This window comes from Marinobacter sp. LV10R520-4 (assembly GCF_002563815.1).
In the GTDB taxonomy this organism is placed as follows: Bacteria; Pseudomonadota; Gammaproteobacteria; order Pseudomonadales; family Oleiphilaceae; genus Marinobacter.
On record NZ_PDJM01000001.1, the window covers coordinates 2,274,039 to 2,299,092 of the forward strand.

Here is a 25,054-nt window from a genome sequence, read left to right on the forward strand (position 1 = left end):
TTAGATTAACGCTCAACCGCAAGCGCCACACCCATGCCACCGCCGATGCACAGTGTTGCCAAGCCTTTTTTGGCATCTTGACGCACCATTTCGTGCAACAGGCTGACCAGAATACGGCAGCCGGAGGCGCCGATCGGGTGGCCCATCGCAATAGCGCCGCCGTTCACGTTAACCTTGGCAACGTCCCAACCCATATCGCGGTTGACCGCAATAGCCTGGGCCGCGAAGGCTTCGTTGGCTTCAATCAGGTCCAGATCGCTAACGTCCCAGCCCGCCAATTTCAGGCAGCGCTGGCTGGCCGGAATCGGGCCAGTGCCCATAATAGTGGGGTCTACGCCGGCGCTGGACTGGGCTTTGATGGTGACAAGTACGGTCAAGCCCAGTTCTTTGGCTTTTTCAGCGCTGCACACCATAACGGCGGCTGCGCCATCGTTGATGGTCGAGGAGTTAGCGGCGGTGACTGTGCCGTCTTTTTTGAACGCAGGGCGCAGTTTGGACAGGCCTTCGGCGGTCGTGCCGTCACGCGGGCCTTCGTCTTTAGCGACAATAATCGGGTCGCCTTTACGCTGGGGAATCGAAACCGGCACGATTTCGCCGTCAAAGCGACCGGCTTCTTGTGCTGCTATGGCTTTTTGCTGAGACGCAGCTGCGAATTGATCCTGCTCTTCACGGCTGATGCCGTATTTTTCAACGATATTTTCGGTGGTTATGCCCATGTGGTAGTCGTTGAACGCGTCCCACAGACCGTCATTGACCATGGTGTCTACCAACGCCCAATTGCCCATACGCTGACCATTACGGCTGTTGGGGAGAACGTGGGGCGCCTGGCTCATGCTTTCCTGGCCACCGGCAATGACGATTTCTGCGTCGCCGTTGCGGATAGACTGTACCGCCATGTGAACGGCTTTCAGGCCGGAACCGCAAACCTTATTGATGGTCATAGCCGGCACAGTCGCCGGCAGCCCGGCGTTAATAGCTGCCTGGCGCGCTGGATTCTGGCCGCAGCCCGCGGTGAGCACCTGGCCCATAACAACTTCGCTGACTTGGTCACCGGCAATACCGGTTTCTTCCATCAGCGCTTTAATGACAGCCGTTCCAAGCTGGTCAGCGCGCAGGGTTGATAATCCCCCACCAAAACCGCCAACCGCCGTCCGCTTGGCGGCAACAATGACAACATCACGCATGAGCATTCTCCATTTTTAGCATGCGGGCGACAGATTTGCCGCGCCTAGGTGAAACTGTTCACAGTGTAGCCCTTTGACTGGCGAGCACCAACCGCTTAGTGCGCGACGGATTTAATGCTTTTGTATGACATTGCGGATGGCCTCCAGCCTGCACTGGTCCATAGCCTGACCCAGTTCCGGCCCACGGTAACCTCGGGCCAGTAAGGTTTTGGCTTGCACGCCCGCAGCCGCCTGCGCCGAATCTGCAAGCTGTTGCAGGGCGAGCTGCTGTAAACGCAGGTCGGGGCCGTTTTGAAGAGGCAAGGTAACGCGTAACAGTTGCAGCGCTTCTTGCAGGCGCTCGGGCCGGCGCCAGGCGTCCGCGGCGTTAAGCGCTTCCAGCAGCTGCTCGGGCAGGTCATTTTGGTTGTCAGTGTTGTTCATGCAGGATGAGCCGCGGAGAGTGCCGGCCAGGGTGGCAAGCTCTTGGCAAGCTTTTGGAGCCTTAAGCAAAGCCACTCGGTTACTGGTCTGTGCACTTGAAAGCGGCAGTAACAACGCGGCAACTCGTTGTGCTGTGTTGGCGTCGGGTAAGTTTTGATGTAATTGCTGCAGGGCGTTCAGGGCCTGCTGGCGTACTGGCTGCGCGGCAAATTCCGGCAGTAGTTCAATCAGCGCGCCACAACTGTGCAGCACATCAAAAAACGTCACCGGAGAAGCCTCGTGCAAGGCGCGCTGAAGCTCTTGCCATACCCGCTCAGGCACCAGGTGGCCGACTTCGCCGGCGTCGGTCATGGCCTGCATCAATTGCAGAGTGTCGGGATGGACTTCGAAACCTTCGGGCGCGAAGCGGGCGGCAAAACGTGCGGTGCGCAGAATGCGCAGAGGGTCTTCTGCAAAAGCTTCGGAAACGTGGCGCAACAGACGGTCTTGAAGATCCTGCCGACCGCCGAAAGGGTCAATAATCTCGCCGCTTTCGGCCTGCGCCATGGCATTAACAGTCAGATCACGGCGTTTCAGGTCTTCTTCGAGGGTTACGTCGGGTGCGCTGTACACCGTGAACCCGTGGTAGCCATGGCCTTGCTTGCGCTCGGTGCGCGCCAGCGCGTACTCCTCGTGGGTATGGGGGTGCAGGAACACCGGGAAATCAGCGCCCACCTGGCGAAAACCTTGTGCTAGCAAGGCTTCGGGCGTAGCGCCCACCACCACCCAGTCGCGGTCTTTAACTGGCAGGCCCAGCAGTTGATCGCGCACTGCGCCGCCAACCAGGTAGATGTCCATAAAGGTCCCCATAATATCGAGAAGTTGTGGCGCAGATTAGGCCAGAAGCCGCTGCCACACAAGCCGCTGCCGGTTACGCCGGCGCGGCGGTCTTTTGCCGTTTACACTGGGGATATTTAAGCGTTTGCGTAAAAATGCAAGTTGAGTCAGTGTCTTGCATAACCTGGCCCGATTCTTTCATATAACAGCCAAACCGCATTTTCGGAGATTAGTAATGACACTTCGCGTTATATCCGCGTTACTGGTGCTGTTGATGACGACAGCTTGCGCGCCCACGGGACAGCACGGCCGCAACGCAGACGCTAACCGCTTCGCGCCGATTACCCTGCGGGTTAGCGGCTATGGCACCTATGAAGACGCCACAAAAGACCGGTTGGACACGCGCAAGCGCCTGATGGCGCGCAGGGCCTCCCAGCTTGATGCCTATCGCAATCTGGCGGAACGGGTTTACGATACGGTGGTTTACGGCGGTGCGACGGTGAACGATTTTGTGCTGCAGAACGATGATTTTCGAGCCTACGTTGACAGCTATTTGCGCGGTATGAAAACCGTATCTGTGAACGAACACAGTGACGGCGTTGTGGAAACGGTCGTCGAATTGAAACTGGAGCCACGCTTTCGCCAGTGCGTTGCAAGTGTGCCCGACACCCAGGTTGCCCGTTATTGCTCGTTACCCTTACCCCGCGAAAATGACAGTGCCGGCGATGTTCGCAGCGGCAACACCGATTCTCTTTACTACCTGGATTAAGCGATGACTGCTTGCTACCGAAGGTTACAGCAATGTATTTCAATCGCCGCTGCCTGTGCTCTGGCACTGATTTTTGCCAGCCAGCCGCTGCTGGCCGCAGTTGTTGAGGGCGTAGGCCATGCCAGCATTCACAATGGTGATATTGATAGCGCCCGCGCCCTGGCACGGCAGGCGGCTATGCGCGATATGGCACTGCAATACGACGCCCGCATCAGTAACAGCGACACGGTTGAAAATGGTGTACTAATCAGTTCGCGCTTGCGCGTTACCAGCGATGTCAGCGCCCGCAATGTGCAGGTGGTGGATGAGTTTCGCAGCGGCCAGCTGTTGCGGCTGACCCTGCGCGCAGAAATGACCGCCCAGCAAAGCAGTTGCGGTAAAGGTGCGGCGTCCACGTTAAAAAAGCGCGTGGCGATTACCGGGTTTCCATTGTTGTACCCTGACCACGCCCGCGTTGGGCGCCTGGATGATGCTGGTGAAATGCTGCCGCAACAGTTACAGGCCCGTTTGCGTAACGCCGGCAGCGTGCAGGTTCTTTCGGCAACAAGCTTGAGGATGTATGACGATTTGTTGAACGCACCCACAGCCCAGCAGGACGACAATCGGCTGACCAACGTACGCCAGCTGGCGCGGGAGCTGGGTGCTCAGTTTGTGGTCAGCGGGGTTATACGGGATCTGGACGTGGCTGACCCTGCGGCCTGGAATACGTCGGTACTCGGCAAATTGAAGCGTAGCGTGAGAGCAGTAGATCAGAGTCGACGCTTTATTGCGGATATGGTGATTTATGATGGTTTTAGTGGGGCGCCGGTGTACCAGCAGCGCTTCAGTGCCCGCGCGCAATGGAACGCTGGCCCTGGCAGCGCCAAGGGCTTTGCTTCCGCCGGTTTCGAGCAAACCGACTATGGTCAGGCAGTAGCGCAGGTGATGGATGACATGGCCCAATCCGTGACGGATGCGCTGAACTGCCAACCGTTTATGACCCGCATCAGCCGTGTTGACGGTGACCTTGCCACTATTGAATCGGGTGCTACCTCCGGATTGCGGCCGTCAGCAACGCTGCAGGTATACCGAAGTGCACAACACTTTGAAGCTCTGGACGTAACGCCGGAGCTGAGTGAAACCGGCGTCAGCATCACACTCAACAACGTTCACCCGGAATTCGCCTCCGGCAAGCTGTCGGCCCATGGTGGCCAAACCAATATCCAGCAGGACGATATTGCCGTGGTGTGGTAGCGCAGGTTATGCGGCTTGTTTAGACGCGACATCACGGATTTTGCTGATCATCGAACGCAGACCGTTTCCGCGAGTCGGGGAAATATGGCGGAATAAATCCAGGCGTTCAAACAGCTCATCAATGTCTATGGCCAGAAGTTCACGGGGTTCGTGATTGTTCAGCGCCACCAGGATGATCGCCGCTAGCCCACGCACAATAATGGCATCAGAATCGATTAGCAGAAACAGCTTGCCGCTGGCTTCATCATAATGATGAGTCAGCCATACCTGGCTCTGGCAGCCGTGCACGTAATTCTGTTCGTTGCGTTCGGAATCCGGAAACGGCGGTAGCTGTTTGCCCAGGTCGATAATGAACGCGTAGCGATCTTCCCAGTCGTCCAAAAGCTCGAAGGCCTCAAACACGTCTTCCATTGTGGTGCTGGTACCCAGCGGATTTTTCGTGAAATCGGTTGCGCTGGTGGTCATTACAACATCCCCAGTTCCAGTTTGGCTTCGTCGGTCAGCATGTCGCTGGTCCAGGGCGGGTCAAAGGTCAGGTCTACCGTGACTTTATCAACGTTGGGCACGTGTTCCAATTTGGTTTTCACATCCTCGGTAATCACCGGGCCCATACCACAACCTGCGGCGGTAAGAGTCATGGTGATGTGAATGTGGTTACCGTGCTCTGGTTCTTGCTCGATGGAGCAGTTGTAGATTAGCCCCAGCTCTACCACGTTGACCGGAATCTCCGGGTCATAACAGTTACGCAGGGCTTCCCACATCTGGTTTTCGTTTACCGTACCGTCTTCCGGAGTATCAAAATTACTGACCAGTGGCTGTTTGCCCAAAGCGTCGGCGTCGTGGCCTTCAATGCGTGCCAAATTGCCATTAACGGCCACTGTAAAGGTTCCGCCCAATGACTGGGTAATGGTTACGAAGGTATCCGAAGGAATCATGATTTCCGTTCCGGAGGGAACCAGGCGGGCTTCCACTTTTCGTTTGGTCAGTACAACTTCCCGTTCTTGCATCTGTTACTCCGTCATACCACTGTAAAGCTTTCGCCGCAGCCACATTCTGCGGTGGCGTTGGGGTTGCGAAACTCAAAGGTGGAGTTTACGCCTTCGGTAACAAAATCAATTTCAATACCGTTCACCAGTGGCATGTGTTCGTCTTTTACAAACAGGTCTACACCGTCGATATGAAATATCTGGTCATCGCTGCCGGACTCTTCCACCCACTGGGTTTCGTACTTAAAGCCGGAACATCCGCTCTTTTTGATGGCAAGACGAATGCCAAGCGCTTCGGGCCTTTTGTCCAACTGCTTGCGGACGTGTTTAATCGCACTGGGGGTCATGGTGACCGCAATCGTTGGGGTGAATACTTGGGCTGTCATAATTTCACCTCCATCAGGTAAACAAACGCTGTATTTTTTGTAGGGCGGCAAACAATTGCTCTACTTCTTCCAGAGTATTGTAGAACGCAAACGAGGCCCGCGCTGTACCAGGAAGCCCGTAATACTCCATCAGCGGCATGGCACAATGATGGCCGGTACGAATGGCAATGCCCTGCTGATCTAGCAGAGTACCGATATCACTGGGGTGCAGACCGTCAATTTTAAAGGATATCAGCGGCACTTTGTTGCGCGCGGTGCCAATCACGGTCATACCCGGCACGCTAGCCACCAGCTCGTTGGCGCGCTGGAGCAGAGCGTTTTCGGCCGCTTCCATTGCGTTGCGATCCAGGGTAGCCAAATAATCAATAGCGGCGCCCAGGCCCACGGCTTCGGCAATGGCCGGGGTGCCGGCTTCAAATTTGTAAGGCAGGGTGTTGTAAGTAGTGCCGGCAAAGCTCACCCGTTCAATCATTTCGCCGCCGCCCTGCCAGGGTGGCATAGCTTCCAGCAACTCGGCTTTGCCATAAAGCACGCCAATACCGGTGGGGCCAAACAGCTTATGGGCCGAGAACACGTAAAAGTCGCAATCCAGCGCCTGCACATCGGGCTGGAAGTGGCCCACGGCCTGGGCGCCATCGACCAGGGTGATTACGCCCTGTGCTTTGGCTTTGGCTACCATGTCAGCCACCGGGTTCACCGTGCCTAACGCATTGGACACGTGGGTGATGGCCAGAATGCGGGTGCGCTCACTCAACAGTGAGTGAAACGAGTCCATGTCCAGCTCGCCTTCCGGCGTTACATCAATCGGCAGTACCTTGGCACCGGTGCGCTCTGCCAGCATCTGCCAGGGCACGATGTTGGCGTGGTGCTCCATCTGGCTCAGCAAAATTTCGTCGCCCGGTTTAAGCAGCGGAGCCAAGCCGTTGGCCACCAGGTTGATGGCTTCGGTGGTGCCGCGGGTCCAGATAATTTCCCGTGCGCTGGGCGCATTTAAAAACTGCTGGACCTTCTTGCGCGCGCCTTCAAAGGCGGTAGTGGCACGGTCAGCCAGGGTGTGGACGCCCCGGTGAACGTTGGAGTGCATTTCCCGATAATAGCTGTCCATGGCCTGCAACACCGCTTCCGGGCGTTGTGATGAAGCGCCGTTGTCCAGATACACCAGCGGTTTGCCGTTTACCTGTTGCGACAGTATGGGAAAATCCCGGCGTACCGCGTGTACGTCAAACAGCGGTTGGGTGGTTTTGGCCACGGACAAAGTGCTCATAACCGGTTATACCTCTTGGAATGCCTGGTCGAAGAACTGGTTCAGTCCGGTGTTGGCGGTGTCACGCACCTGCTCCACCGGAATCTGGGCCACCAGTTCATTGATAAACGCCATGGTCAGCAGAACTTTTGCATCGCGGGGGCTAAGGCCACGGGACACCAGATAAAATATGGATTCGTTATCAAGCTGGCCGATGGTCGCGCCGTGGGCGCACTTTACGTCGTCGGCGTAAATTTCCAGTTCTGGCTTGGTGTCGATTTCCGCACCGTTGGTGAGCAGCAGATTTTTGTTGCTCATGTTGGCGTTGGATTTTTGCGCATCCTGATGGATGTGTATACGGCCGTTAAAAATAGCGTGGGATTTATCTGCTGCAATGTTGCGATAGCTTTCCTCGCTGTTGCAGTGGGCCGCAATGTGTTCAATGGTGGTGTGATTGTCGTAATGCTGGGTACCTTGGGTAACCACCACGCCATTGAGTTTACACTCGGCACCTTCGCCTTCAAGGCGAACGTGCAGGTCGTGGCGGCGCAAGGTGCCACCAAAGCCAACGCTGTGGCTTGCAAAACGCGAGTTGCGCTGCTGGCGCACGCCGGTGGTGCCCATGTGCTGCACATTCTGACCTTCGGTATTCAGGCGCACACTGGTGATATTGGCTCCATCGCCCAGGCTGAACTCGGTGGCGGTGTTGACCATCACCGGGCTCTCGCCGCTGGAAACATAGTCTTCCACCAGGGTGAGCTGGCTGTTGCTGCCTGCGGCTACCAGAATACAAGGAAAGGCAGACCCGCTGTGGCTGGCGCTGGTGTGATGAATTACAAACAGCGGTTGGTCCAGCACGGTGCCGGGCTGCAGTTGGATCAGCAGGCCGTCTTCAAAGCGCGCAGCATTCAGCAGCGACAGGTTTATCGAACCGTGTTTTGCTGGCTGATCGCTGATGGATTTGCCCAGCAGGTCAGCGGCAAGCTCGGCGTCGTCGCCGTCCAAATCACTGAAGCGCTGTATGCTTAGGCCTTCCAGCGCTGGGTAGTTGCTGGCTTCGGGGCGCACAACGCCGTTCACCAGTACCACAGTGTAACCCTGAATGTCGGCCTCGGCGCCGGCACTGGCGCTCAGTGGCAAAGAACTGGCCATTTCATCGGTCAGTTTCAGATGCTTGGCCGAGTACTTCCAGTTTTCAGTTTTGCGCGTGGGCAGCAGCAAATCCGTCAGAGCGCTGGCTCTGTTAGCGCGCAGCGCCAGCAGTGGCTCGGGCAGAGCTTCACCCGCCGACTGCAGAAAGGCGCTGGAAAGCGTAGATGCAGATTTCATGTCGCGACCTCCCGATCAGTGGCTGGCAGTTGTGTTGTCTTTAACGCCGAGCCAGCCGTAGCCTTTCGCTTCCAGTTCCAGGGCCAGTTCGCGATCGCCTGATTTGATGATTTTGCCATCGACCAACACGTGTACGTAATCTGGAACTATGTGGTCCAGAAGGCGCTGATAATGGGTAATCATCAGAATGGCGCGATCCGGTGCACGTAAGGCGTTCACGCCGTCGGAAACCACTTTCAGGGCGTCTATATCTAGGCCAGAGTCAGTTTCGTCAAGAATGGCGAGTTTTGGCTGCAGCAGCAGCGCCTGCATAATTTCGTTACGCTTCTTTTCGCCGCCAGAGAAGCCTTCGTTCACGCCGCGCTTGAGAAAGGCGGGGTCCAGGTCGACCTGTTTGGAGACCTCTTTGGCCAGCTTCATGAATTCAGCGGCGTTCATGTCGTCTTTGCCTTGGTGCTTGCGCATGGCGTTAACGGCGGTGCGCAGGAACTGGAGGTTGCTGACGCCGGGAATTTCAACCGGGTATTGGAACGCCAGAAAAACGCCTTCGCGGGCACGCATTTCGGTGGGCAGGTCAAGCAGGTTGTCGCCGTTGAGGGTAACTTCACCTTCGGTGACTTCAAATGCTTCATTGCCTGCCAGCACCTGCGACAGGGTACTTTTGCCGGAGCCGTTGGGGCCCATGATGGCGTGAACTTCGCCGGCTTTTATTTCCAGGTTGATGCCTTTGAGAATCTGTTTGCCATCAACGGAGGCGTGCAGGTTTTTGATGCTCAGCATGTGTGATTTCTCTCTTTTAAGCTTTTGAATTCGTTTTAATCAAATTTTGGGCTTTTATAAAGCTTAACCGACCGAGCCTTCCAGGCTGACTTCCAGCAGTTTGCCGGCTTCTACCGCAAACTCCATGGGCAGCTCTTTGAAGACTTCTTTACAGAAGCCGTTAACGATCATGGATACGGCCTGTTCCGCGTTGATACCGCGCTGGCGGCAGAGGAACATCTGTTCGTCGCTGACTTTTGACGTGGTCGCCTCGTGTTCCACGATAGCCGACTTATTCTTGCTTTCTATATACGGGAAAGTGTGGGCGCCGCAGCGGTCACCAATCAGCAGGGAGTCGCACTGGGTGAAGTTTCGTGCACCTTCGGCTCCCGGGTTGAACTTGATCAAGCCGCGGTAGGTGTTTGAGCTTCGACCGGCAGAAATGCCCTTGGAAATCACCGTGCTTCGGGTATTTTTACCCAGGTGAATCATTTTTGTGCCGGTGTCGGCCTGCTGGTAGTTGTGGGTCAGCGCGACCGAGTAAAATTCACCGACGCTGTTGTCACCACGCAGTACGCAGCTAGGATATTTCCAGGTGACCGCTGAACCGGTTTCGACTTGGGTCCAGGATACTTTGGAGTTGTCACCGATGCAGGCGGCGCGTTTTGTGACGAAGTTGAAGATGCCGCCTTTGCCGTTTTCGTCGCCCGGGTACCAGTTCTGTACCGTGGAGTATTTGATCTGGGCGTCTTTTAGTAGCACCAGTTCGACGACTGCAGCGTGCAGCTGGTTTTCATCGCGCATGGGCGCGGTGCAGCCTTCCAGATAGCTAACATAACTGCCTTCGTCGGCAATGATCAAGGTGCGCTCGAACTGGCCGGTGTTGGCAGCATTAATGCGGAAGTAGGTCGACAATTCCATCGGGCAGCGCACACCTTTGGGAATGTACACAAAGGAGCCGTCGGAGAATACCGCCGAATTTAGCGCAGCAAAATAGTTGTCAGCGGCGGGAACCACGCTGCCCAGATACTTTTTCACCAGTTCCGGGTATTTCTGAACCGCTTCTGAAATCGGGCAGAAGATAACGCCGGCTTTTTCCAGTGGTTCTTTAAAAGTGGTGACTACAGAGACGGAGTCGAAGACCGCATCTACTGCAACGCCGGCTAGTTTGGCCCTTTCGTGCAGCGGAATACCCAGTTTTTCATAGGTGCGCAGCAGCTCAGGATCGACTTCGTCGAGGCTCTGAAGCATATCTTCCGGGCGTTTGGGCGCGGAATAATAGGAAATTTCGTTGTATTTTACCTTTGGGTAATCAACGTGAGCCCAGTCTGGCTCTTCCATTTCGAGCCAGCGACGATAGGCTTTCAGGCGCCACTCCAGCATGAAGTCTGGCTCTTGCTTGAGTTCAGAAAGACGGCGAATTACGTCTTCATTGAGGCCCGGCTCAAAGGTGTCTGACTCAATCTCGGTTACGAACCCGTGTTCGTAGTCCCGTTTGATGAGTTCTCTTACCTCTTTGTCTGTGGTCGCCATGATCGTCGCTCCGTGTTCTTTTATCGTGGGCTGTGATGCCCTTTAGTTTGCCAGCAACCGCGAAGGTTGCAGGGCTGATCTGTTGCTTGCTGACGCTAATTGTACAATACCAGAGTAATTTAGTCAGGTATTAAATCGAGGAAAACCCATTAAAGCCGCAAACCATCTTTAAAGCGGTTTGCGCGTCTGGGTTACGGTCAGTGCGCGCTATTATACGTGCAGTTTAGCTTTGTGTGCCATTCGGTAGGATGCGTGTCAGGTAGCTGTGAACAAGCTGCGCGGGAGCGTTTTGAGGCACGGGAATACGTACAATGTAGCCGCTGCCAGGGGCGCAATCCATGGCGCCTCCATTGAGATTTTCCATAGCAGGCAGGGTGAATCGCAGGTTGCCGCTGGGGGTGACCAGTTCCAGCGGGTCACCGATGGAGAATTTATTTTTTACAGTGATGGTAAGCCACTGGTCGTTGGCGTCGGCGATGGCGCCCACCACCTGCTGGCTGCCGAGATAGGACGAGCCCTGCTCGTAGCTCTGATATTCTTGGGGCAGGTGGCGGCGCAGGAACCCTTCGGTGTAACCGCGGTTCGACAGGGCTTCGAGCTCGTCCATCAGGCTCATGTCAAAAGGCTTGCCTTGCACAGCTTCGTCAATGGCCCGGCGGTAGGCCTGGGTAGTGCGTGCTACGTAGTAGGTGCTTTTGGTGCGGCCTTCAATTTTCAGTGAGTGCACGCCCATTTCGCACAGGGCGGCCACGTGCTGAACCGCGCGCAGATCGCGGGAATTCATGATGTAGGTGCCGTGTTCGTCCTCATAAGCGGGAATTAAGCTGCCGGGACGGTTGGGTTCTTCCAGCAGAATTTCTCTGGGCTCTATCTCCCTGGGTAAAGCCTCCTGCACAGGGTTGTCAGAAGAGCAGGCGATCAGGTCGCCCGTTTGATCGTGACTGTGTGCCACCGGTTTGTAGTTCCAGCGACAGGCGTTGGTGCAGGCTCCCTGATTGGCATCGCGGTGGTTCATATAGCCCGACAGCAGGCAGCGGCCGGAGTAAGCCATGCACAGAGCGCCGTGTACAAACACCTCCAGTTCCATCTGCGGCACCCGCTCGCGAATCTCGCGAATTTCGTTCAGTGCCAGTTCCCGTGACAGAATCACCCGGCTGATGCCCTGGCTGTGCCAGAATTCTACTGTTGCCCAGTTTACCGCGTTGGCCTGGACAGACAGGTGTATAGGCTGGTCTGGCCACTGCTTTTTTACCAGCATGATTAAACCTGGGTCGGACATGATAAGCGCATCGGGTTTTTGCTCTATTACCGGCGCCAGATCTTTCAGATAGGAACGAACCTTGTCATTGTGGGGTGCAATGTTAGAGACCAGATAGAACTGCTTGCCCAGACTGTGAGCGCGCTCGATACCAGCGCCCAGGTCGGCTGCGTTCTTGAAACTGTTGTTGCGAACCCGCAGTGAATAGCGTGGCTGGCCGGCATAAACCGCATCGGCGCCATAGGCAAAGGCGGTTTCAAGGTGCTCGGGGGTGCCGGCGGGCGCAAGCAGTTCAGGGGTATTCATAACGGGCTCCGGGATGAATATGTGGAGGATAGGGCGCTTGTCAAGCGTAGCGAGCGCACTATTGTGCCCGAGCCAATCAGAATTTCAGTTGACCTCGCTCAAGGGTATTATGGATTAATTTCAGCTAACATCTGTACGCTGAATGCTTTGATGGTTTATCTTTCACCACCGAATTTTTAAAAGATGACAATAAATTCTGAGTCGGGAGGGGTTTCATGGCTGTAAACGGGCAGCAGCAGGCTGCGCGGGCATCTTTGAGTATCCGCGTGCGTGTTTTGATTGACGGCCAGCTGGCCAGAGGAAAGGTAGGTGTAGAGGTGGTTGCGTCGCAGCTGCACATGAGCCGCTATACCTTGCATAAAAAATTGAAAGCGGAAGGGCTGACCTTCGCACGTATATTGGAGGACGTTCGCCGCAAGCAGGCGCTGGCTTACATGCAGGATAAAACCAAGCCGCTGGTAGAAATTGCCGAACAGCTTGGGTTTTCAGAACTGAGTGCATTCAGCCGGGCGTTCAAGCGCTGGATGGGCTCGTCGCCGGCTGAATACCGCTCGGTCAGGTTTTCCTGAATCGAGCTTAGAACTTTTTAAACACCAGGCTGCCGTTGGTGCCGCCAAAGCCGAAACTGTTGCTCATCACATATTCCAGGTTCTGGTTTTCGCGCACTTCGCGCACGACCGGGTAACCTTCTGCGCCTTCATCCAGATTTTCGATGTTGGCAGATGGGCAAATAAAGCTTTCACGCTGCATGATCAGGCTGTAAATGGCTTCGTGCACGCCTGCCGCGCCCAGAGCGTGGCCGCTCAGTGCTTTGGTAGAACTCAGCGGCGGAATGCGGTCACCAAAGGCCTGCTTGATAGCTTTCAGCTCGGTGATGTCGCCGGCCGGTGTGCTGGTGCCGTGGGTGTTGATGTAGCTGATGTCGCCGTCGATGTTTTTCATCGCCTGCTGCATGCAGCGTACTGCACCCTCGCCGCTGGGGGCGACCATATCGGCGCCATCAGAGGTTGCGCCAAAGCCGACGATTTCCGCCAGAATGTTGGCGCCGCGGGCTTGTGCGTGCTCCAGAGCTTCCAGTACCAAGGTGCCGCCGCCGCCAGAAATCACGAAACCGTCACGGTTAGCATCGTAGGTGCGCGACGCTTTTTCCGGGGTGTCATTGTACTTGGTGGACAGCGCGCCCATGGCGTCGAACAACATGCTCAGGCTCCAGTGGATGTCGTCGCCACCGCCGGCCAGCATCACGTCCTGGCGGCCCATGGCAATCAGGTCCGCCGCGTGGCCAATTGCGTGGGTACTGGTGGCGCAGGCCGACGTAATGCCGTAGTTAACACCGGTAATGCCGAACGCCGTTGCAATGCTGGCATTGATAGAGCTGCCCATGGTGCGTGGTACCCGGTAAGGGCCAACCCGGCGAATGCCTTTTGCTCGATGGGTGTCGATGGCGTCCATCAGCTCCACGGTAGATGCGCCGCCGGTGCCGAAAATGGCCCCGGTGGTGTTGGCGCGGATTTGCTCGTCGGTCAGGCCGGACTGGGCCAGGGCTTCTACCGTAGACAGGTGGGCGTAGCCGGAAGCCGGACACATGAAGCGCCACAGCTTGCGGTCAATCAATTCTGGAAGATTCAGGTTGATCTGACCGCAAATCTGGCTGCGTAGGCCGTTATCACGGGCTTCTTCGCTGAAGCCGATACCGGACTTCACTTCCCGCAGTGATTTGGTTACAGCCTTTATATCGGTTCCAAGGCTGGACACAATGCCCATCCCGGTGATTACAACGCGACGCATGTCAGTCACTCCTAAAAATTGTCGGTGGAGGTGAACAGGCCTACCCGCAGGTCTTTGGCCGTATAAATTTCCTTACCGTCCACTTCCATGCGGCCATCGGCGATAGCCATAGTCAGCTTGCGCTTGATAAGGCGCTTGAAATCAAGATGGTAAGTGACTTTTTTGGCATTAGGAAGAACCTGGCCAAAGAATTTCACTTCACCGGAACCTAGCGCGCGGCCTTTGCCCCGGCCACCGGTCCAGGCCAGGTAGAAACCGAGCAGCTGCCACATGGCGTCAAGGCCCAGGCACCCCGGCATAACGGGATCGCTGTCGAAGTGCACTTTGAAGAACCACAGGTCCGGATTGATATCCAGCTCTGCGGTCAGGCCGCCTTTGGCGTACAGCCCGCCTTCGCTCCCAATGTGGGTGATGCGGTCGAACATCAGCATTTCATCAATGGGCAGGCGCATACCAGCGCCCTTGAACAATTCACCGTGACCGCAGTCGATCAGGTCTTGTTTGCTAAACGTGTTGGGGTAGGGGTTGGAATCCATAGTGCCGGTGTCTCTTTCGCAAGATGATTTCCTATAACTTTAGCTCGAAATTCGCCTGATGCTATTGACCATTAGTGGATAATTACAAAATTTGCGCAATGTTTACCCGATTTTACCGTCTGGCCGTGGGCTAGCCAATATGTGGGTGTAGCGCCACAGAAAGACACCAAAGGCGATCAGCCATAGCAGAGTGCTGACGCCAATACCGGCGTGCCAGCCCAGAATATTGAAGGCCGTCAGCACCCGTGCCACCGCGGCCAGCTGGATTAATACAAAGGCGGTTACCATGCCCCGTGGCAGCACCAGCGGCCGGCCGGTGTGGCCCAGGGTTACCCGTGCTATAACCCCAAATATCAGGCAGCCAATGGCGCCAGCACCCGCAGCGTGGGCCCAGGCGTTTGAAGGCCATTCCAATAACAGATGGCCCGCCAACAGAACCAGCGCCACCGGCACCCACAGAATCGACAGGTGTAACACCCATAACAGCGGTTCTTTATGGGTCAGCCAACCTTTCCAATTGTAAAGCCGCACCAGCATAATACCAGCGGCAACGATGGCCATCACTCCAGCAAGGGTGCGCCAGCCGCTCACCAGTGTTGCCAGCAGCACAATCATCGCAAATACGCTGGCCATATCCAGTTTGGCTGAATTTTTCACCAGCGTAGGGCTCAGTCCCTGGCGGCCTAGATAACCGCTGGTGAAGGCCGGTGTGATACGCCCGCCAACAATGCTGATCAGGGCCAGGCCCATCAGCAGCGCACCGTAGCTGTAAACTGGATCAAGACGGGTAACGAAGCCGATTTGCATCAGCCATAAAAGACCCAGTACCACCAATATCATCAGTTGGCGTTTCTGCCGCGCGTGCCAGACACGCCAGCCCGCATCGAGCATTACTAACGGCAGAAAGGCCAGGTTCACACCCTGAACCAGCCAAACCGGAAGATCACCGCCAAATGCCAGCAACAGCCGGCCAGCAAGCCATACGCCCCATAATAGAACCAGGCGCAGCCCATGAATTCGATCGGTTTGGGTCCAGGTGCACACGGCCGTTAGCAAAAAGCCGGCAATAGCGGCGGTCAGAAACCCGAACAGCATTTCGTGCTGGTGCCATAGCACCCCGGGCAGGGCTAGTGGCAGTTGTAGGGTGCCTGTTGCCTGGAGTACCCATACCGGCAACACAACAACAACCAGCAGGGCCATAGACAGAAAGAAAATGCGAAAAGGGTAACCGAACAACTGACCGATACTGGCGCCGTCGGCGGATGGTGTCGGAATCGCCATGAGGATCTCCGTTAATAGTGGTATTTTATGTATATGTTAAAGGAAGGCCCGTTCAAATGACATACCCGGATGGGAGTAGTGTGCGTACAATAACGTTTTTATCGTCGCGCCTTGGCCCTTGGATTTGGGCCGAGAGAGACTATTTTGCGCGGTTTATAATCAACTTCATTGAAATCAAGGAACCCCGCCCGTGTACATGACTTTAAAAAGCATTCACATGCTCACCGCGTATCTCACAGTGACGCTTTTCGCACTGCGTCTGCTGATGGACACCGTGGGCCGCCCTGGTTGGCGGCAAACGCCTTTGCGCTGGATTCCCCACGCTAACGACACGGTGCTGCTGGTCAGCGCTATCAGCCTAGTGTTTGTAACGCCGTGGATGCCGTTAGTGCACGGCTGGTTAACAGCCAAGATAATCTTGCTGGTGGGTTACATCATAGCCGGGATGTTCGCTTTAAAAGTCAGTGTTGATAAGCGCGCACGCATCGTCGCAGCGGTGCTTGCGCTGGTGCAGATAGCCGCGATATTCCACTTGGCGACTGCCAAGCCGATACTCTTCTCCTAACGCTGTTCGGGGTTTTTAACGGCCGCTGAATAATTCCGGAAGGTCGGCGGATTCTGCCGCGTTGGCCGACTCTTTGCACTCGGCACTGCGAATGGCCAGGTGCATGCGCAGCAGTGTGAGCAGCGCCAGAGCAAACAACAGCATGAAGCTGGTTTGCCAGACGCCGGTTATATCACTGATGGCGGCGAATGCCAGTAGCATCGGGCCGGCAAGAATGGCTCCGGCCATCGTGAGTATGGCGGCTGCCGTGTTTACTTTGTGGGGATGGTGCTGGGAGTAGTACTGAGAATAGTACCGTGGTATTTGGCTAGATAATGTCGCTTGGCCAAGAGCAAGACATAAGCCCAATGCAATCATCAGCATGGAAAAAAGTGGCAGGCTGAGGCTTAGGGTAAAGAGAATCTCGCGGTCGATGCCATGCACCTGATAATGGGTGGGCGGGTAGCTGAGTATGAACGTCACAATCAATATGCCGGTCAGACTGTGGTACATCATTCGCCGCGCGCCGAATCGCCGCGCCAGCTTTATGGCGGGGGCATGAAATAGCGCGGCGGGTATTATCCAAAGCAAGCCGGTAAGCGCTGCGTGAGCAACATCAAGCTGATACAGCTCCGCCAAATAATGCGGCAGCCACAACGAAAGAACAATAAAACTGGCAGCCACGCCGCTGTAAGACACTGCAAAACGCCACATCAGACGGCTTTGCTGAGCGCAAGGTGTTCCGGCATCGTGCGTAACTTCTGTTGCGCCTATGACATGCGAGAGCATTACCCGCCGGTCAAGATTTATTGCGAACGCCAGGCGTAACGCAGAGCCTGCCAAAACAGCCAGCCCCAATGTCAGGCTCAGGGTGTTTGCCTGCAGGTGCAATCGGTTTTCCAGTATTAATCCGCTGATCCCACAAAGCAGTAGCGCAAAGGCACCCAAAAGGTATGCCAATGTTTTTGGTGCGAGCTCCGGCTCAAGCGGCATTTTCAGCGCTTGATGATGGGATTGAAAGCGGTTTTTTTGCACGCCGCGGCCTCATTTAAACAAATTTTTACCATGTGCAGATGTTACCAAAATCATGAATTTTGGGGCCGAGGCATCAGGGGTACCTCCTGCTGGGGAGCCGTGGGGTAGGCTTTTGCGTGGCAATAGGTGCAGGGTGATAGAGTCTTGATTTCTCTGGTGGGGTAGGCGCCATTAACGTTGATATACGTCAATTATAAGCGACTGTTAAGTGTGGGCTAATACACTCATAGATCACCGCAACGCCTGTAACGGTGCCGATGAATTCGCCGGAAAACGCCTTATGAAAATAATGATCGCCTACGATGGCTCGCGCAACGCCAAACTGGCGTTGGCACAAACCATCACCATGTTTCACGAGCTCAAGCCTACCCTTAGCCTGGTTGCCGTGGCCGAGAACCCGCGGGACATAAGCGCAAGCAACGAGGACTTGTTTCAGGAAGAGCTGGCCAGTTTGAAAAAGGCCCTGCAAGAAGCTCTGGAAATGTGCGTCAAGGAAGGCATAAGTGCCGACTCCCTGTTGCTTGAGGGAGATGCCCGCAAGATGTTGCTCTACGCAGCCGAGAGTAAAGTGCAGCCAAACATGCTGGTGATTGCCCGCCACAGTGAAGAGCCCGACGGCGGTTTTATTGCCCGCTCACTGACTTATTTCGTGGATGAGTTGGACTACATGACATTCGGCAAGGTCAGTTCGTTTCTGGCGCGCCGGGTGCAATGCCCACTGCTTATTCTGCCTAGCTGCTGATGGCCGCTAGTACTGCAAGAACTACGAGCCCCCGGAGGCTTAAATGAAAGTCGCTGCTATATTCGGTTTTAAAAATCCAGAGATCAAAGCGCTGCACCTGACCTGGATCGCGTTCTTTATCACATTTTACGTGTGGTTCAACATGGCGCCTTTGGCGTCGAGCATGCTAAAAAGCGTGAACTGGCTGACCGCCGACGATTTGCGCCTGTTTGCCATCTGTAACGTAGCGCTGACCATACCGGCACGGATTATTGTGGGCATGGCACTGGACCGCTTCGGCCCGCGCCGGGTGTTTTCGATTTTGATGGTGCTGATGTCAATACCGGCGCTGACGTTCGCTTTCGGTAACACGATGACCCAACTGCTGGTAAGCCGTTTGATACTCAGTTCCATTGGCGCCAGCTTTGTAGTGGGTATTCACATGACCGCCATGTGGTTCAAACCCCGTGACATTGGTTTTGCCGAGGGCTTCTACGCCGGTTGGGGCAACTTTGGTTCGGCCGCTGCTGCGCTGACGCTGCCGACCGTTGCCCTGCAAATGTACGGCGGTGATGATGGCTGGCGCTGGGCCATTGCCCAGAGCGCCATCGTGATGGCGCTGTATGGCGTGTACTACTGGTTTGCGGTTACCGATGGCCCGGTGGGAACCGTACATCGCAAGCCCCGTAAATCGAGTGCGATGGAAGTCAGTACCTGGGGCGACATGGTCAAGCTGATTCTGTGGACCATTCCGCTGATTGGTGTACTGGCCATTCTGGTGTGGCGAATTCAGAACATGGGTTATTTGAGCGTAACCGGCGCGATTATTGCCTACGCGGTAATCTGCCTGATCGTTTGCTACCAGATTGTGCAGATTCTACGGGTTAACGTTCCTATCCTGAAAAAGGGCGTACCGGAAGACGACAAGTACCCGTTTAACAGCGTTGCCGCATTGAACAGCACCTACTTTGCCAACTTTGGTGCGGAACTGGCGGTGGTGTCCATGCTGCCGATGTTCTTTGAGGAAACCTGGGGCCTGGGCGCTGCCGCCGCCGGAATGGTGGCTGCCTCTTTCGCCTTTGTGAACCTAGTTGCCCGGCCTATGGGTGGCCTGGTGTCAGACCGCATGGGTAACCGCCGGTTTGTAATGCTGAGTTATATGTTTGGTATTGCGGTGGGCTTTGCGATGATGGGCATGCTGAATTCTAGCTGGCCGCTGATCATTGCTGTAGTGGTCACCGTGTTTACCTCGTTCTTTGTGCAGGGTGCAGAAGGCGCTACCTTTGGTATTATCCCGTCCATAAAGCGCCGCCTGACCGGGCAGATTTCCGGCATGGCCGGCGCTTACGGTAACGTGGGTGCGGTGGTTTATTTGACGATCTTCACGTTTGTGACCCCCTCCCAGTTTTTCTACATTATCGCCGCTGGAGCGTTTATAAGCTGGGTACTGTGCTTTATGTGGCTGAAAGAGCCGGAATCGGGCTTCGCCGATGAGTACGCGGTGTCGTCGGTAGACTTGCAGATCGAGGAAGAGAATCGTATTCGCAAGGCTTCTCTTAGCTGAGACAGTCTGGCGCAAATAAAAACCCCGCTGGGAGCGATTTCAGCGGGGTTTTTGGTGATAGGGGACAGATTTGAAATCTGTCCCCGGTTTCCGTCTAAGATCTGTCCCCAGCCTCCAGGCCCCAGGCTGAAAAGTGCGGGTTGGCAAAATTTGGCTTGCCGTACACCATGGGCGTGTTGTCCAGGGTAATCAGTCGGCCACCGGCTGCACGCAGCACAGCGTCACCGGCGGCAATGTCCCATTCCATGGTGGGTCCCAGTCGGGGATACACATCCGCTTCACCAGCGGCTAGCAGGCACAGCTTTAGTGAAGAGCCCGCACTGGTCTGGCTGGCCACCTTGGAACCGGCTAAAAAGTGCGCCAGAGCAGCCTCGTCGCCGTGGGAGCGGCTGGCCACAACGGTTAACCCGGCCGCTGGCGCCGGGCGGCACTGAATGGTTCTGCGCTCGCCGTTTTCCTCTACAAAAGCACCCAGCCCCAGGCCACCGGCGAACAGGCGCTTCAGCGCCGGCGCCAGAACCACGCCCAGTATCGGCACGCCGTTTTCAATCAAGGCAATGTTAACGGTGAACTCGCCGTTGCGGTTGATGAACTCTTTGGTACCGTCCAGCGGATCAACCAGCCAGAAGCGGTCGCCGGTTTCTGGCGTATTGCCGGCGGCAGCCTGTTCTTCCGCCACAATAGGAATTCGTCTGTCCAGCGCCTGCAAGGCCGGCAAAATAAGAGCTTCAGCCAGCTCGTCGGCTTCCGTTACTGGCGATGCGTCGTCTTTCGTGCGGACGTCAATATCGCCGGCGTAAATGCTCATTATGGCGTTGCCGGCGTTATGAACGATGGGTAGAAGCTTTTCAAGCAGGGATGCGTAAGCGTCTATTTTCATTGATTTTTCGCCATTCGAATAAAGTGGTGGTGAACAAGACGCACGCTGAGATATACCAAAGCCAGAGTTACCGGTATGGCGATGCCCAGAGCAAGAGACTTGTTAAAAACAATACCGGCTTCATAAACGGAATCGAGCACCAGTTTAAGCAGCCCTATCAAATAGTAGGTAATCGCAACCACTGAAAAACCTTCAACGGTGTGTTGCATCATTAGCTGAATTTTGGAACGCCGATCCATAGAATTCAGCAACTGCTGATTCTGGCTTTGAATCGCCAGCTCTACCCGCGTTCGCATCATGTCTGAGGCACGGTCTACCCGCCTCGACAGGTCTTCGAGGCGTTCGCCAACGGCTTCGCAAGTTTTTACCGCCGGCGTCAGGCGCCGTGTCAAAAACTCGGTCAGGGTAAGGTGCCCAGACAGTTCATCTTCTTGGAGTTCTTCCAGACGTGTCATTACCAGCTGGTGATAGGCCCTTGTGGCTGAAAAGCGAAAGGTAGCGCGGGCGCGAAAGGCTTCAATGCGCGCGGCAATGTGGGTCAACTGGGTTAGCAGCGCCTGCTCGTCTACATCTTGATTGTCTGCCAACGTTTGGGTGACCAGTGCGAGCTGCTGATCCATATCATTTAACGAGGGTGTGATCTCGCGAGCGACGGGCAGAGCCATCAATGACATCAGGCGATAAATTTCTATTTCCATCAGGCGCTGGGTCAGTCGCCCTAGCTGGCTGTTCGACATTTTGTGATTTATTACCATAAATCGCCCGAAGCCGTCACTGTGCAGCTGGAACGTACTCCAAACCTTAGCGGCTCCCTCCTGCGGACTGCTGCCTATAAGGCGCAAACCCTCGAAATGTGTACGCACGTAGTCGGGGTTTTCGCGGGCCCTATCAGCACTGCCTTTCTGGACATCCAGATGAAATGCAGCTATGACGGTGCCGCTTAATTCCGCGAGCCAGCCCTCTGGCAACAGGTTAATGGCGTTTTCGGAAAAAGCTACAGACCGGTTGGGGGCCAGATTCACAAACGTGTATGAGGCAAATTCCATATGCATTTCCCGCCTAACCCGCAGGTCACCAAAGGTTTGCTCAAAACAGCCTACTTCTTGCTGGGGTGGAACATGGCCAAGCAATGTATGAAGGGCTTGCAAATGTTGGAACTGCTGCTGGCGTTGCTCTGGAGTGGTCAGCACCGCAATGTGGCTGACTCGCGCAGGCGAGGGAAGTATCTGGAACGGGCGAGAATGCAGCTCGTCATAGAAATCACCCCGTAACGGGTGGATATCGAGGTTGGCCAGTAACTCGCTCACGCTGGGGCTCATCCTGTTCTTTAAATAGAATAGTCTGGAGGATAACCCGGAAGAGGCTAGTGAAACTAGCGACTGAAAAAAGTACGGCTGGAGTGATTCGGGTGCAATGGCCCTGCTGAGCGAATTGCATTTCGCTCTGAATAAAAAACCCCGTCAAGCGATGCCTGGCGGGGTTTTTTATTTGCGCTTTAAGATTAAGGATTCTTGATATAAGCATCCTTACGCAAGTAGAACCACCAGTTCACCACCAGGCACAGGGTATAGAACACCGCGAAGCCGTACATGGCGTACTCTGGGGTGCCCGCCTGAATCTGCTGGCCCAAAAGCTTGGGTGCAATAAAGGCGCCGTAGGCGGCAATCGCGCTGGTCCAGCCCAGTACCGGGCCTTTCTGCTGTTGGTCGAAAATGTAGCCGATGCTGCGGAAGGTAGAGCCGTTGCCGATGCCGCTGGCGGCGAAGATCACCACGAACAGAATCATGAAGATCGCGAACAGGCTGTTGGGGTCGGTGGAGTTGTAGGCCAGCATCATCACGTAACCGGTGGCTACAGAGGCGACCACCATAATCACCGAGATGATCTGGGTAACAATGGATCCACCCACTTTATCGGAAATCCAGCCGCCCACCGGGCGAATCAAAGCGCCTACCAGCGGGCCAATCCAGGCCCAGGTCAGCGCACTTGGCGCATTCGGATTTACAATGCGGGTAATGGTGCCGTCTGCGGCCACATCCATCATATTGCCGAAAATAACGCTGATGGACAGGGGCAGTGCAGCGGAAAAGCCGATAAAGGTACCGAAAGTCAGGATGTACAGAACGGTCATAGACCAGGTGTGTTTGTTACTGAAGATCGCAAACTGATTTTTGATGCTGGGCTTGATATCGCCGGGAATCAGTCGCAACAGAACAACGGTCAGCACGATGGTCAGCGGCAGCGCCAGCCACATGTTCAGCACACTCAGAGCCCATACGCCAACAATCGAGGTAGCGAGACCCACGCCATACAGGCCCAGAATCTTGCCAAAGGCAGACGCCGGCGTACCCGGGTTCGGAGTAACCACCTTCAAGTTGTTCATGCCGAACCAGCCCAGGAAGGCTAGCGGAATCAAAAACACCAGCCAGATAAAACCAGCGTTCTGAATCCAGGTATCTGTGCCCGCTTCAATACGGCCGATAATTGTGCCGCTTGGGTTTTGCAGTGCTAGCGGATCACCCGCCAGAGCGCCAAAAATGCCCACAGTCATCACCAGCGGGATCACCACCTGCATGGTGGTCACGCCAAAGTTGCCCAGCCCGGCGTTCATGCCCAGCCCGTAACCCTGTTTGCTTTTGGGGTAAAAGGTGCTGATGTTACTCATGGAACAGGCAAAGTTCCCACCACCAATACCGGACAGCAGCGCCAGTGCCTGAAACACGATGAAAGGCGTACCCGGGTCCATCAGCGCAAACCCTGTGCCAGCCGCCGGAATCATCAGCAGTGCGGTGGTCAGGAAAACGGTGTTACGGCCACCGGCAATCTTGATCATGAACGATGCCGGAATGCGCAGTGTCGCGCCGGCCAGGCCGGCGATGGCCGACAGAGTAAAGAGCTGGTCGATGGTAAAGGGGAATCCCAGGTTTTTCATCTGGGTGGTAATCATGCCCCACATCAGCCACACCGCAAAACCCATCAGCAAGCTGGGGATAGAGATCCACAGGTTGCGGGACGCAACGCTCTTGCCAGTCTGCTGCCAGAAGGTTTCGTTTTCGACATCCCAGTGTTCAATGTCGCCGTTGAGTTTGCCCATAATCGTGCTCCTTATGATACCCGGCCTGCCGACGCGCAAACGCGCTAGCAGACTACTTGGCACTATTGTGCAGAGAGCGGTGGGTAGTCAGACTTGAGAAAAATCAAGGATTAGGAGCGGTATTCCGAGAGGTGTTTCCAAAAGACTTTTCAAGCCTGTTGGTGATCATTTTTGTTAATATAAATCATAGGCTTGAAAGAGTAATACCTAGCGTTAGGTAGTTACTGGGTCAGGCTGACGCAGTAGAGGTAGCCACTCGTTGCCGGGCCATTTTGCCCAGTCGCAGAAGTTCAACAGTCATCAGCAGCCATACTCCGGCCCACAAAGCCGCCGACCACCAGAGTATCTGTGGATGACTGAAGGGTTCGGTACCGGCCACAAAACGCAGTAAGGTGGCTGCGGCGATAGCAACAGCCAGTGGCACTGTGCGGTTCGCTGGCGGCAGTTGGCGACAGGCGCGCTGCCAGGCCAGCTTCAGCATTACGCTGCCGGCCAGTGTGCCCAGCGCGCCAATGGTAATCAGGTGCAGGCTGGCGCTCATCTGGCGCCCGCTCACTAGCGCAATACCGGAGAGCAGGCCGCCGACCACCAACCAGCTGTAACCCGCTGCGAACACCATCAGATCGGGCCGTTCCAGGCAGCGCCAGAGCTTCCAGCGCGCAAGCCTAACAGTGGTGATCAGGGCCGCTGCAACCAGCAGGGCTCCGGCCGCGTGCCGCAGCGGAGGTATCAGGGAAAAGGGCAGGGCTGCGGCCAACAGAATAATTAACGTACCTTCCACCCGCGGTTGCAGGCGAGCACTCAAGGCAACGCCTTTTTTATCCAGTGTGTTGGCCACCGAAGGCGCCAATATGCGCCCGCCCATAAACGTCATCAGCAATAAAAGGCCAATAATGGCTGCGTGCATGATGCGAAATGGGTCGACCTCCGCTATTTCACTTTGCCAGATAGCGGTGCGGCTCAGGCCGAACGCAACCGCCATGATTGCCAGAGTGCCGATAAGTGGCCCGACCATTTTGTTGCGCCATTTTTTGGCGGCACGAAACCGCGGCAGCACCACCGCAGCCAAAGCCAGGGCAAACGCCGGGCTGAGAGCATTGGCTAACAGAGTGCCGGGCATAAACCACCAGCTGATTCTTGCTGCCAGCCACAAGGCAAATAACAGATACAGGCGCTCCGGCGATTGCGGCCCCAAGGTGTAGCCGGCAATCAATGCCAGAGCAAAGCCAAAAATCATTTCGTGGCCATGGCCGGTATTCAGCAGTCCCGCAGGCCAGCCACCACCGCCCAGCACCGCCCATACCAACAGTGGCACTGCGGCGGCGGCCAGAAGCGCTGCGGCGGGAAAAAACAGCCAGAAAGCCTGGGGGCGACGGGTTGGCATTA

General features: G+C 55.7%; 24 protein-coding genes. 6 read left to right on the forward strand and 18 right to left on the reverse strand.

Annotated elements, in window-relative coordinates; genetic code table 11:
• Positions 1–5: 5 nt before the first annotated feature.
• A complete protein-coding gene (locus ATG98_RS10955; RefSeq protein WP_098421130.1) occupies positions 6–1,184 on the reverse strand; it encodes an acetyl-CoA C-acetyltransferase in 1,179 nt (392 codons plus the stop codon).
• A 111-nt stretch (positions 1,185–1,295) separates the two neighbouring features.
• Positions 1,296–2,444, reverse strand: coding sequence for a multifunctional CCA tRNA nucleotidyl transferase/2'3'-cyclic phosphodiesterase/2'nucleotidase/phosphatase (locus tag ATG98_RS10960; protein WP_228706092.1), 1,149 nt, complete (start codon positions 2,442–2,444; stop codon positions 1,296–1,298).
• Between the two features lie 214 nt (positions 2,445–2,658).
• Between ATG98_RS10960 and ATG98_RS10965 the strand changes: the two genes are divergently transcribed.
• Positions 2,659–3,192 carry an LPP20 family lipoprotein gene (locus ATG98_RS10965; RefSeq protein ID WP_098423014.1) on the forward strand — a complete coding sequence of 178 codons (534 nt, stop codon included), beginning with the start codon at positions 2,659–2,661 and terminating at the stop codon, positions 3,190–3,192.
• A gap of 3 nt (positions 3,193–3,195) precedes the next feature.
• Positions 3,196–4,425 carry a flagellar assembly protein FlgT gene (locus ATG98_RS10970; protein WP_098423016.1) on the forward strand — a complete coding sequence of 410 codons (1,230 nt, stop codon included), beginning with the start codon at positions 3,196–3,198 and terminating at the stop codon, positions 4,423–4,425.
• Between the two features lie 6 nt (positions 4,426–4,431).
• Here ATG98_RS10970 and ATG98_RS10975 read toward each other — a convergent pair whose 3' ends face one another.
• The 8 genes from ATG98_RS10975 to yegQ form a co-directional block, all read right to left on the reverse strand.
• Complete coding sequence (locus ATG98_RS10975; RefSeq protein ID WP_098421133.1) at positions 4,432–4,890, reverse strand: SufE family protein; 459 nt, start codon at positions 4,888–4,890, stop codon at positions 4,432–4,434.
• Positions 4,890–5,432 carry a putative Fe-S cluster assembly protein SufT gene (sufT, locus tag ATG98_RS10980; RefSeq protein WP_098421134.1) on the reverse strand — a complete coding sequence of 181 codons (543 nt, stop codon included), beginning with the start codon at positions 5,430–5,432 and terminating at the stop codon, positions 4,890–4,892. Before sufT ends, ATG98_RS10975 begins: the two co-directional genes overlap by 1 nt.
• An 11-nt stretch (positions 5,433–5,443) precedes the next feature.
• A complete protein-coding gene (locus tag ATG98_RS10985) occupies positions 5,444–5,797 on the reverse strand; it encodes a HesB/IscA family protein (protein ID WP_098423018.1) in 354 nt (117 codons plus the stop codon).
• 13 nt (positions 5,798–5,810) lie between these two features.
• Complete coding sequence (locus ATG98_RS10990; RefSeq protein ID WP_098423020.1) at positions 5,811–7,061, reverse strand: aminotransferase class V-fold PLP-dependent enzyme; 1,251 nt, start codon at positions 7,059–7,061, stop codon at positions 5,811–5,813.
• Positions 7,062–7,067: 6 nt separating this feature from the next.
• Complete coding sequence (sufD, locus tag ATG98_RS10995) at positions 7,068–8,369, reverse strand: Fe-S cluster assembly protein SufD (protein ID WP_098423022.1); 1,302 nt, start codon at positions 8,367–8,369, stop codon at positions 7,068–7,070.
• Between the two features lie 15 nt (positions 8,370–8,384).
• Positions 8,385–9,149, reverse strand: coding sequence for a Fe-S cluster assembly ATPase SufC (gene sufC, locus ATG98_RS11000; RefSeq protein ID WP_098423024.1), 765 nt, complete (start codon positions 9,147–9,149; stop codon positions 8,385–8,387).
• Positions 9,150–9,212: 63 nt separating this feature from the next.
• Complete coding sequence (gene sufB / locus ATG98_RS11005) at positions 9,213–10,661, reverse strand: Fe-S cluster assembly protein SufB (RefSeq protein ID WP_098423026.1); 1,449 nt, start codon at positions 10,659–10,661, stop codon at positions 9,213–9,215.
• A gap of 223 nt (positions 10,662–10,884) precedes the next feature.
• Entirely contained in the window at positions 10,885–12,225 is a 1,341-nt protein-coding gene (gene yegQ, locus ATG98_RS11010) for a tRNA 5-hydroxyuridine modification protein YegQ (RefSeq protein ID WP_098423028.1), read from the reverse strand.
• Between the two features lie 215 nt (positions 12,226–12,440).
• Between yegQ and ATG98_RS11015 the strand changes: the two genes are divergently transcribed.
• Positions 12,441–12,794: a helix-turn-helix transcriptional regulator gene (locus ATG98_RS11015; RefSeq protein ID WP_098423030.1), complete on the forward strand. Its 354-nt coding sequence runs from the start codon at positions 12,441–12,443 to the stop codon at positions 12,792–12,794.
• A gap of 7 nt (positions 12,795–12,801) precedes the next feature.
• Here the strand turns inward: ATG98_RS11015 and ATG98_RS11020 are convergent, their stop codons facing one another.
• From ATG98_RS11020 to ATG98_RS11030, 3 genes are all read right to left on the reverse strand, one after another.
• Positions 12,802–14,013, reverse strand: coding sequence for a beta-ketoacyl synthase N-terminal-like domain-containing protein (locus ATG98_RS11020; RefSeq protein WP_098423032.1), 1,212 nt, complete (start codon positions 14,011–14,013; stop codon positions 12,802–12,804).
• A gap of 11 nt (positions 14,014–14,024) precedes the next feature.
• Entirely contained in the window at positions 14,025–14,549 is a 525-nt protein-coding gene (gene fabA, locus ATG98_RS11025; RefSeq protein ID WP_098423034.1) for a bifunctional 3-hydroxydecanoyl-ACP dehydratase/trans-2-decenoyl-ACP isomerase, read from the reverse strand.
• Positions 14,550–14,651: 102 nt separating this feature from the next.
• The gene (locus tag ATG98_RS11030) at positions 14,652–15,830 is read right to left on the reverse strand and encodes an NnrS family protein (RefSeq protein ID WP_098423036.1); all 1,179 of its coding nucleotides are present in this window, start codon (positions 15,828–15,830) and stop codon (positions 14,652–14,654) included.
• Between the two features lie 196 nt (positions 15,831–16,026).
• Between ATG98_RS11030 and ATG98_RS11035 the strand changes: the two genes are divergently transcribed.
• Positions 16,027–16,395 carry a SirB2 family protein gene (locus ATG98_RS11035; protein ID WP_179888288.1) on the forward strand — a complete coding sequence of 123 codons (369 nt, stop codon included), beginning with the start codon at positions 16,027–16,029 and terminating at the stop codon, positions 16,393–16,395.
• A 15-nt stretch (positions 16,396–16,410) separates the two neighbouring features.
• Here the strand turns inward: ATG98_RS11035 and ATG98_RS11040 are convergent, their stop codons facing one another.
• Positions 16,411–17,409, reverse strand: a complete 999-nt coding sequence (locus tag ATG98_RS11040) for an MFS transporter (RefSeq protein ID WP_098421145.1) — start codon at positions 17,407–17,409, stop codon at positions 16,411–16,413.
• A gap of 280 nt (positions 17,410–17,689) precedes the next feature.
• On the opposite strand from ATG98_RS11040, the gene ATG98_RS11045 reads away from it, so the two are divergent.
• Together ATG98_RS11045 and ATG98_RS11050 are read left to right on the forward strand one after the other, a co-directional pair.
• Positions 17,690–18,151 carry a universal stress protein gene (locus ATG98_RS11045; RefSeq protein WP_098421146.1) on the forward strand — a complete coding sequence of 154 codons (462 nt, stop codon included), beginning with the start codon at positions 17,690–17,692 and terminating at the stop codon, positions 18,149–18,151.
• A 43-nt stretch (positions 18,152–18,194) separates the two neighbouring features.
• Entirely contained in the window at positions 18,195–19,694 is a 1,500-nt protein-coding gene (locus ATG98_RS11050) for an MFS transporter (RefSeq protein ID WP_098421147.1), read from the forward strand.
• Positions 19,695–19,788: 94 nt separating this feature from the next.
• On the opposite strand, the gene cysQ is transcribed toward ATG98_RS11050, so the two are convergent.
• From cysQ to ATG98_RS11070, 4 genes are all read right to left on the reverse strand, one after another.
• Positions 19,789–20,574, reverse strand: coding sequence for a 3'(2'),5'-bisphosphate nucleotidase CysQ (cysQ, locus tag ATG98_RS11055; protein ID WP_098423039.1), 786 nt, complete (start codon positions 20,572–20,574; stop codon positions 19,789–19,791).
• The gene (locus ATG98_RS11060) at positions 20,571–21,881 is read right to left on the reverse strand and encodes a DUF3422 domain-containing protein (protein ID WP_098421817.1); all 1,311 of its coding nucleotides are present in this window, start codon (positions 21,879–21,881) and stop codon (positions 20,571–20,573) included. Before ATG98_RS11060 ends, cysQ begins: the two co-directional genes overlap by 4 nt.
• 194 nt (positions 21,882–22,075) lie before the next feature.
• Positions 22,076–23,668: an antiporter gene (locus ATG98_RS11065; protein WP_098421149.1), complete on the reverse strand. Its 1,593-nt coding sequence runs from the start codon at positions 23,666–23,668 to the stop codon at positions 22,076–22,078.
• 229 nt (positions 23,669–23,897) lie between these two features.
• Positions 23,898–25,052, reverse strand: a complete 1,155-nt coding sequence (locus ATG98_RS11070) for an NnrS family protein (protein ID WP_098421150.1) — start codon at positions 25,050–25,052, stop codon at positions 23,898–23,900.
• Positions 25,053–25,054 lie beyond the last annotated feature (2 nt).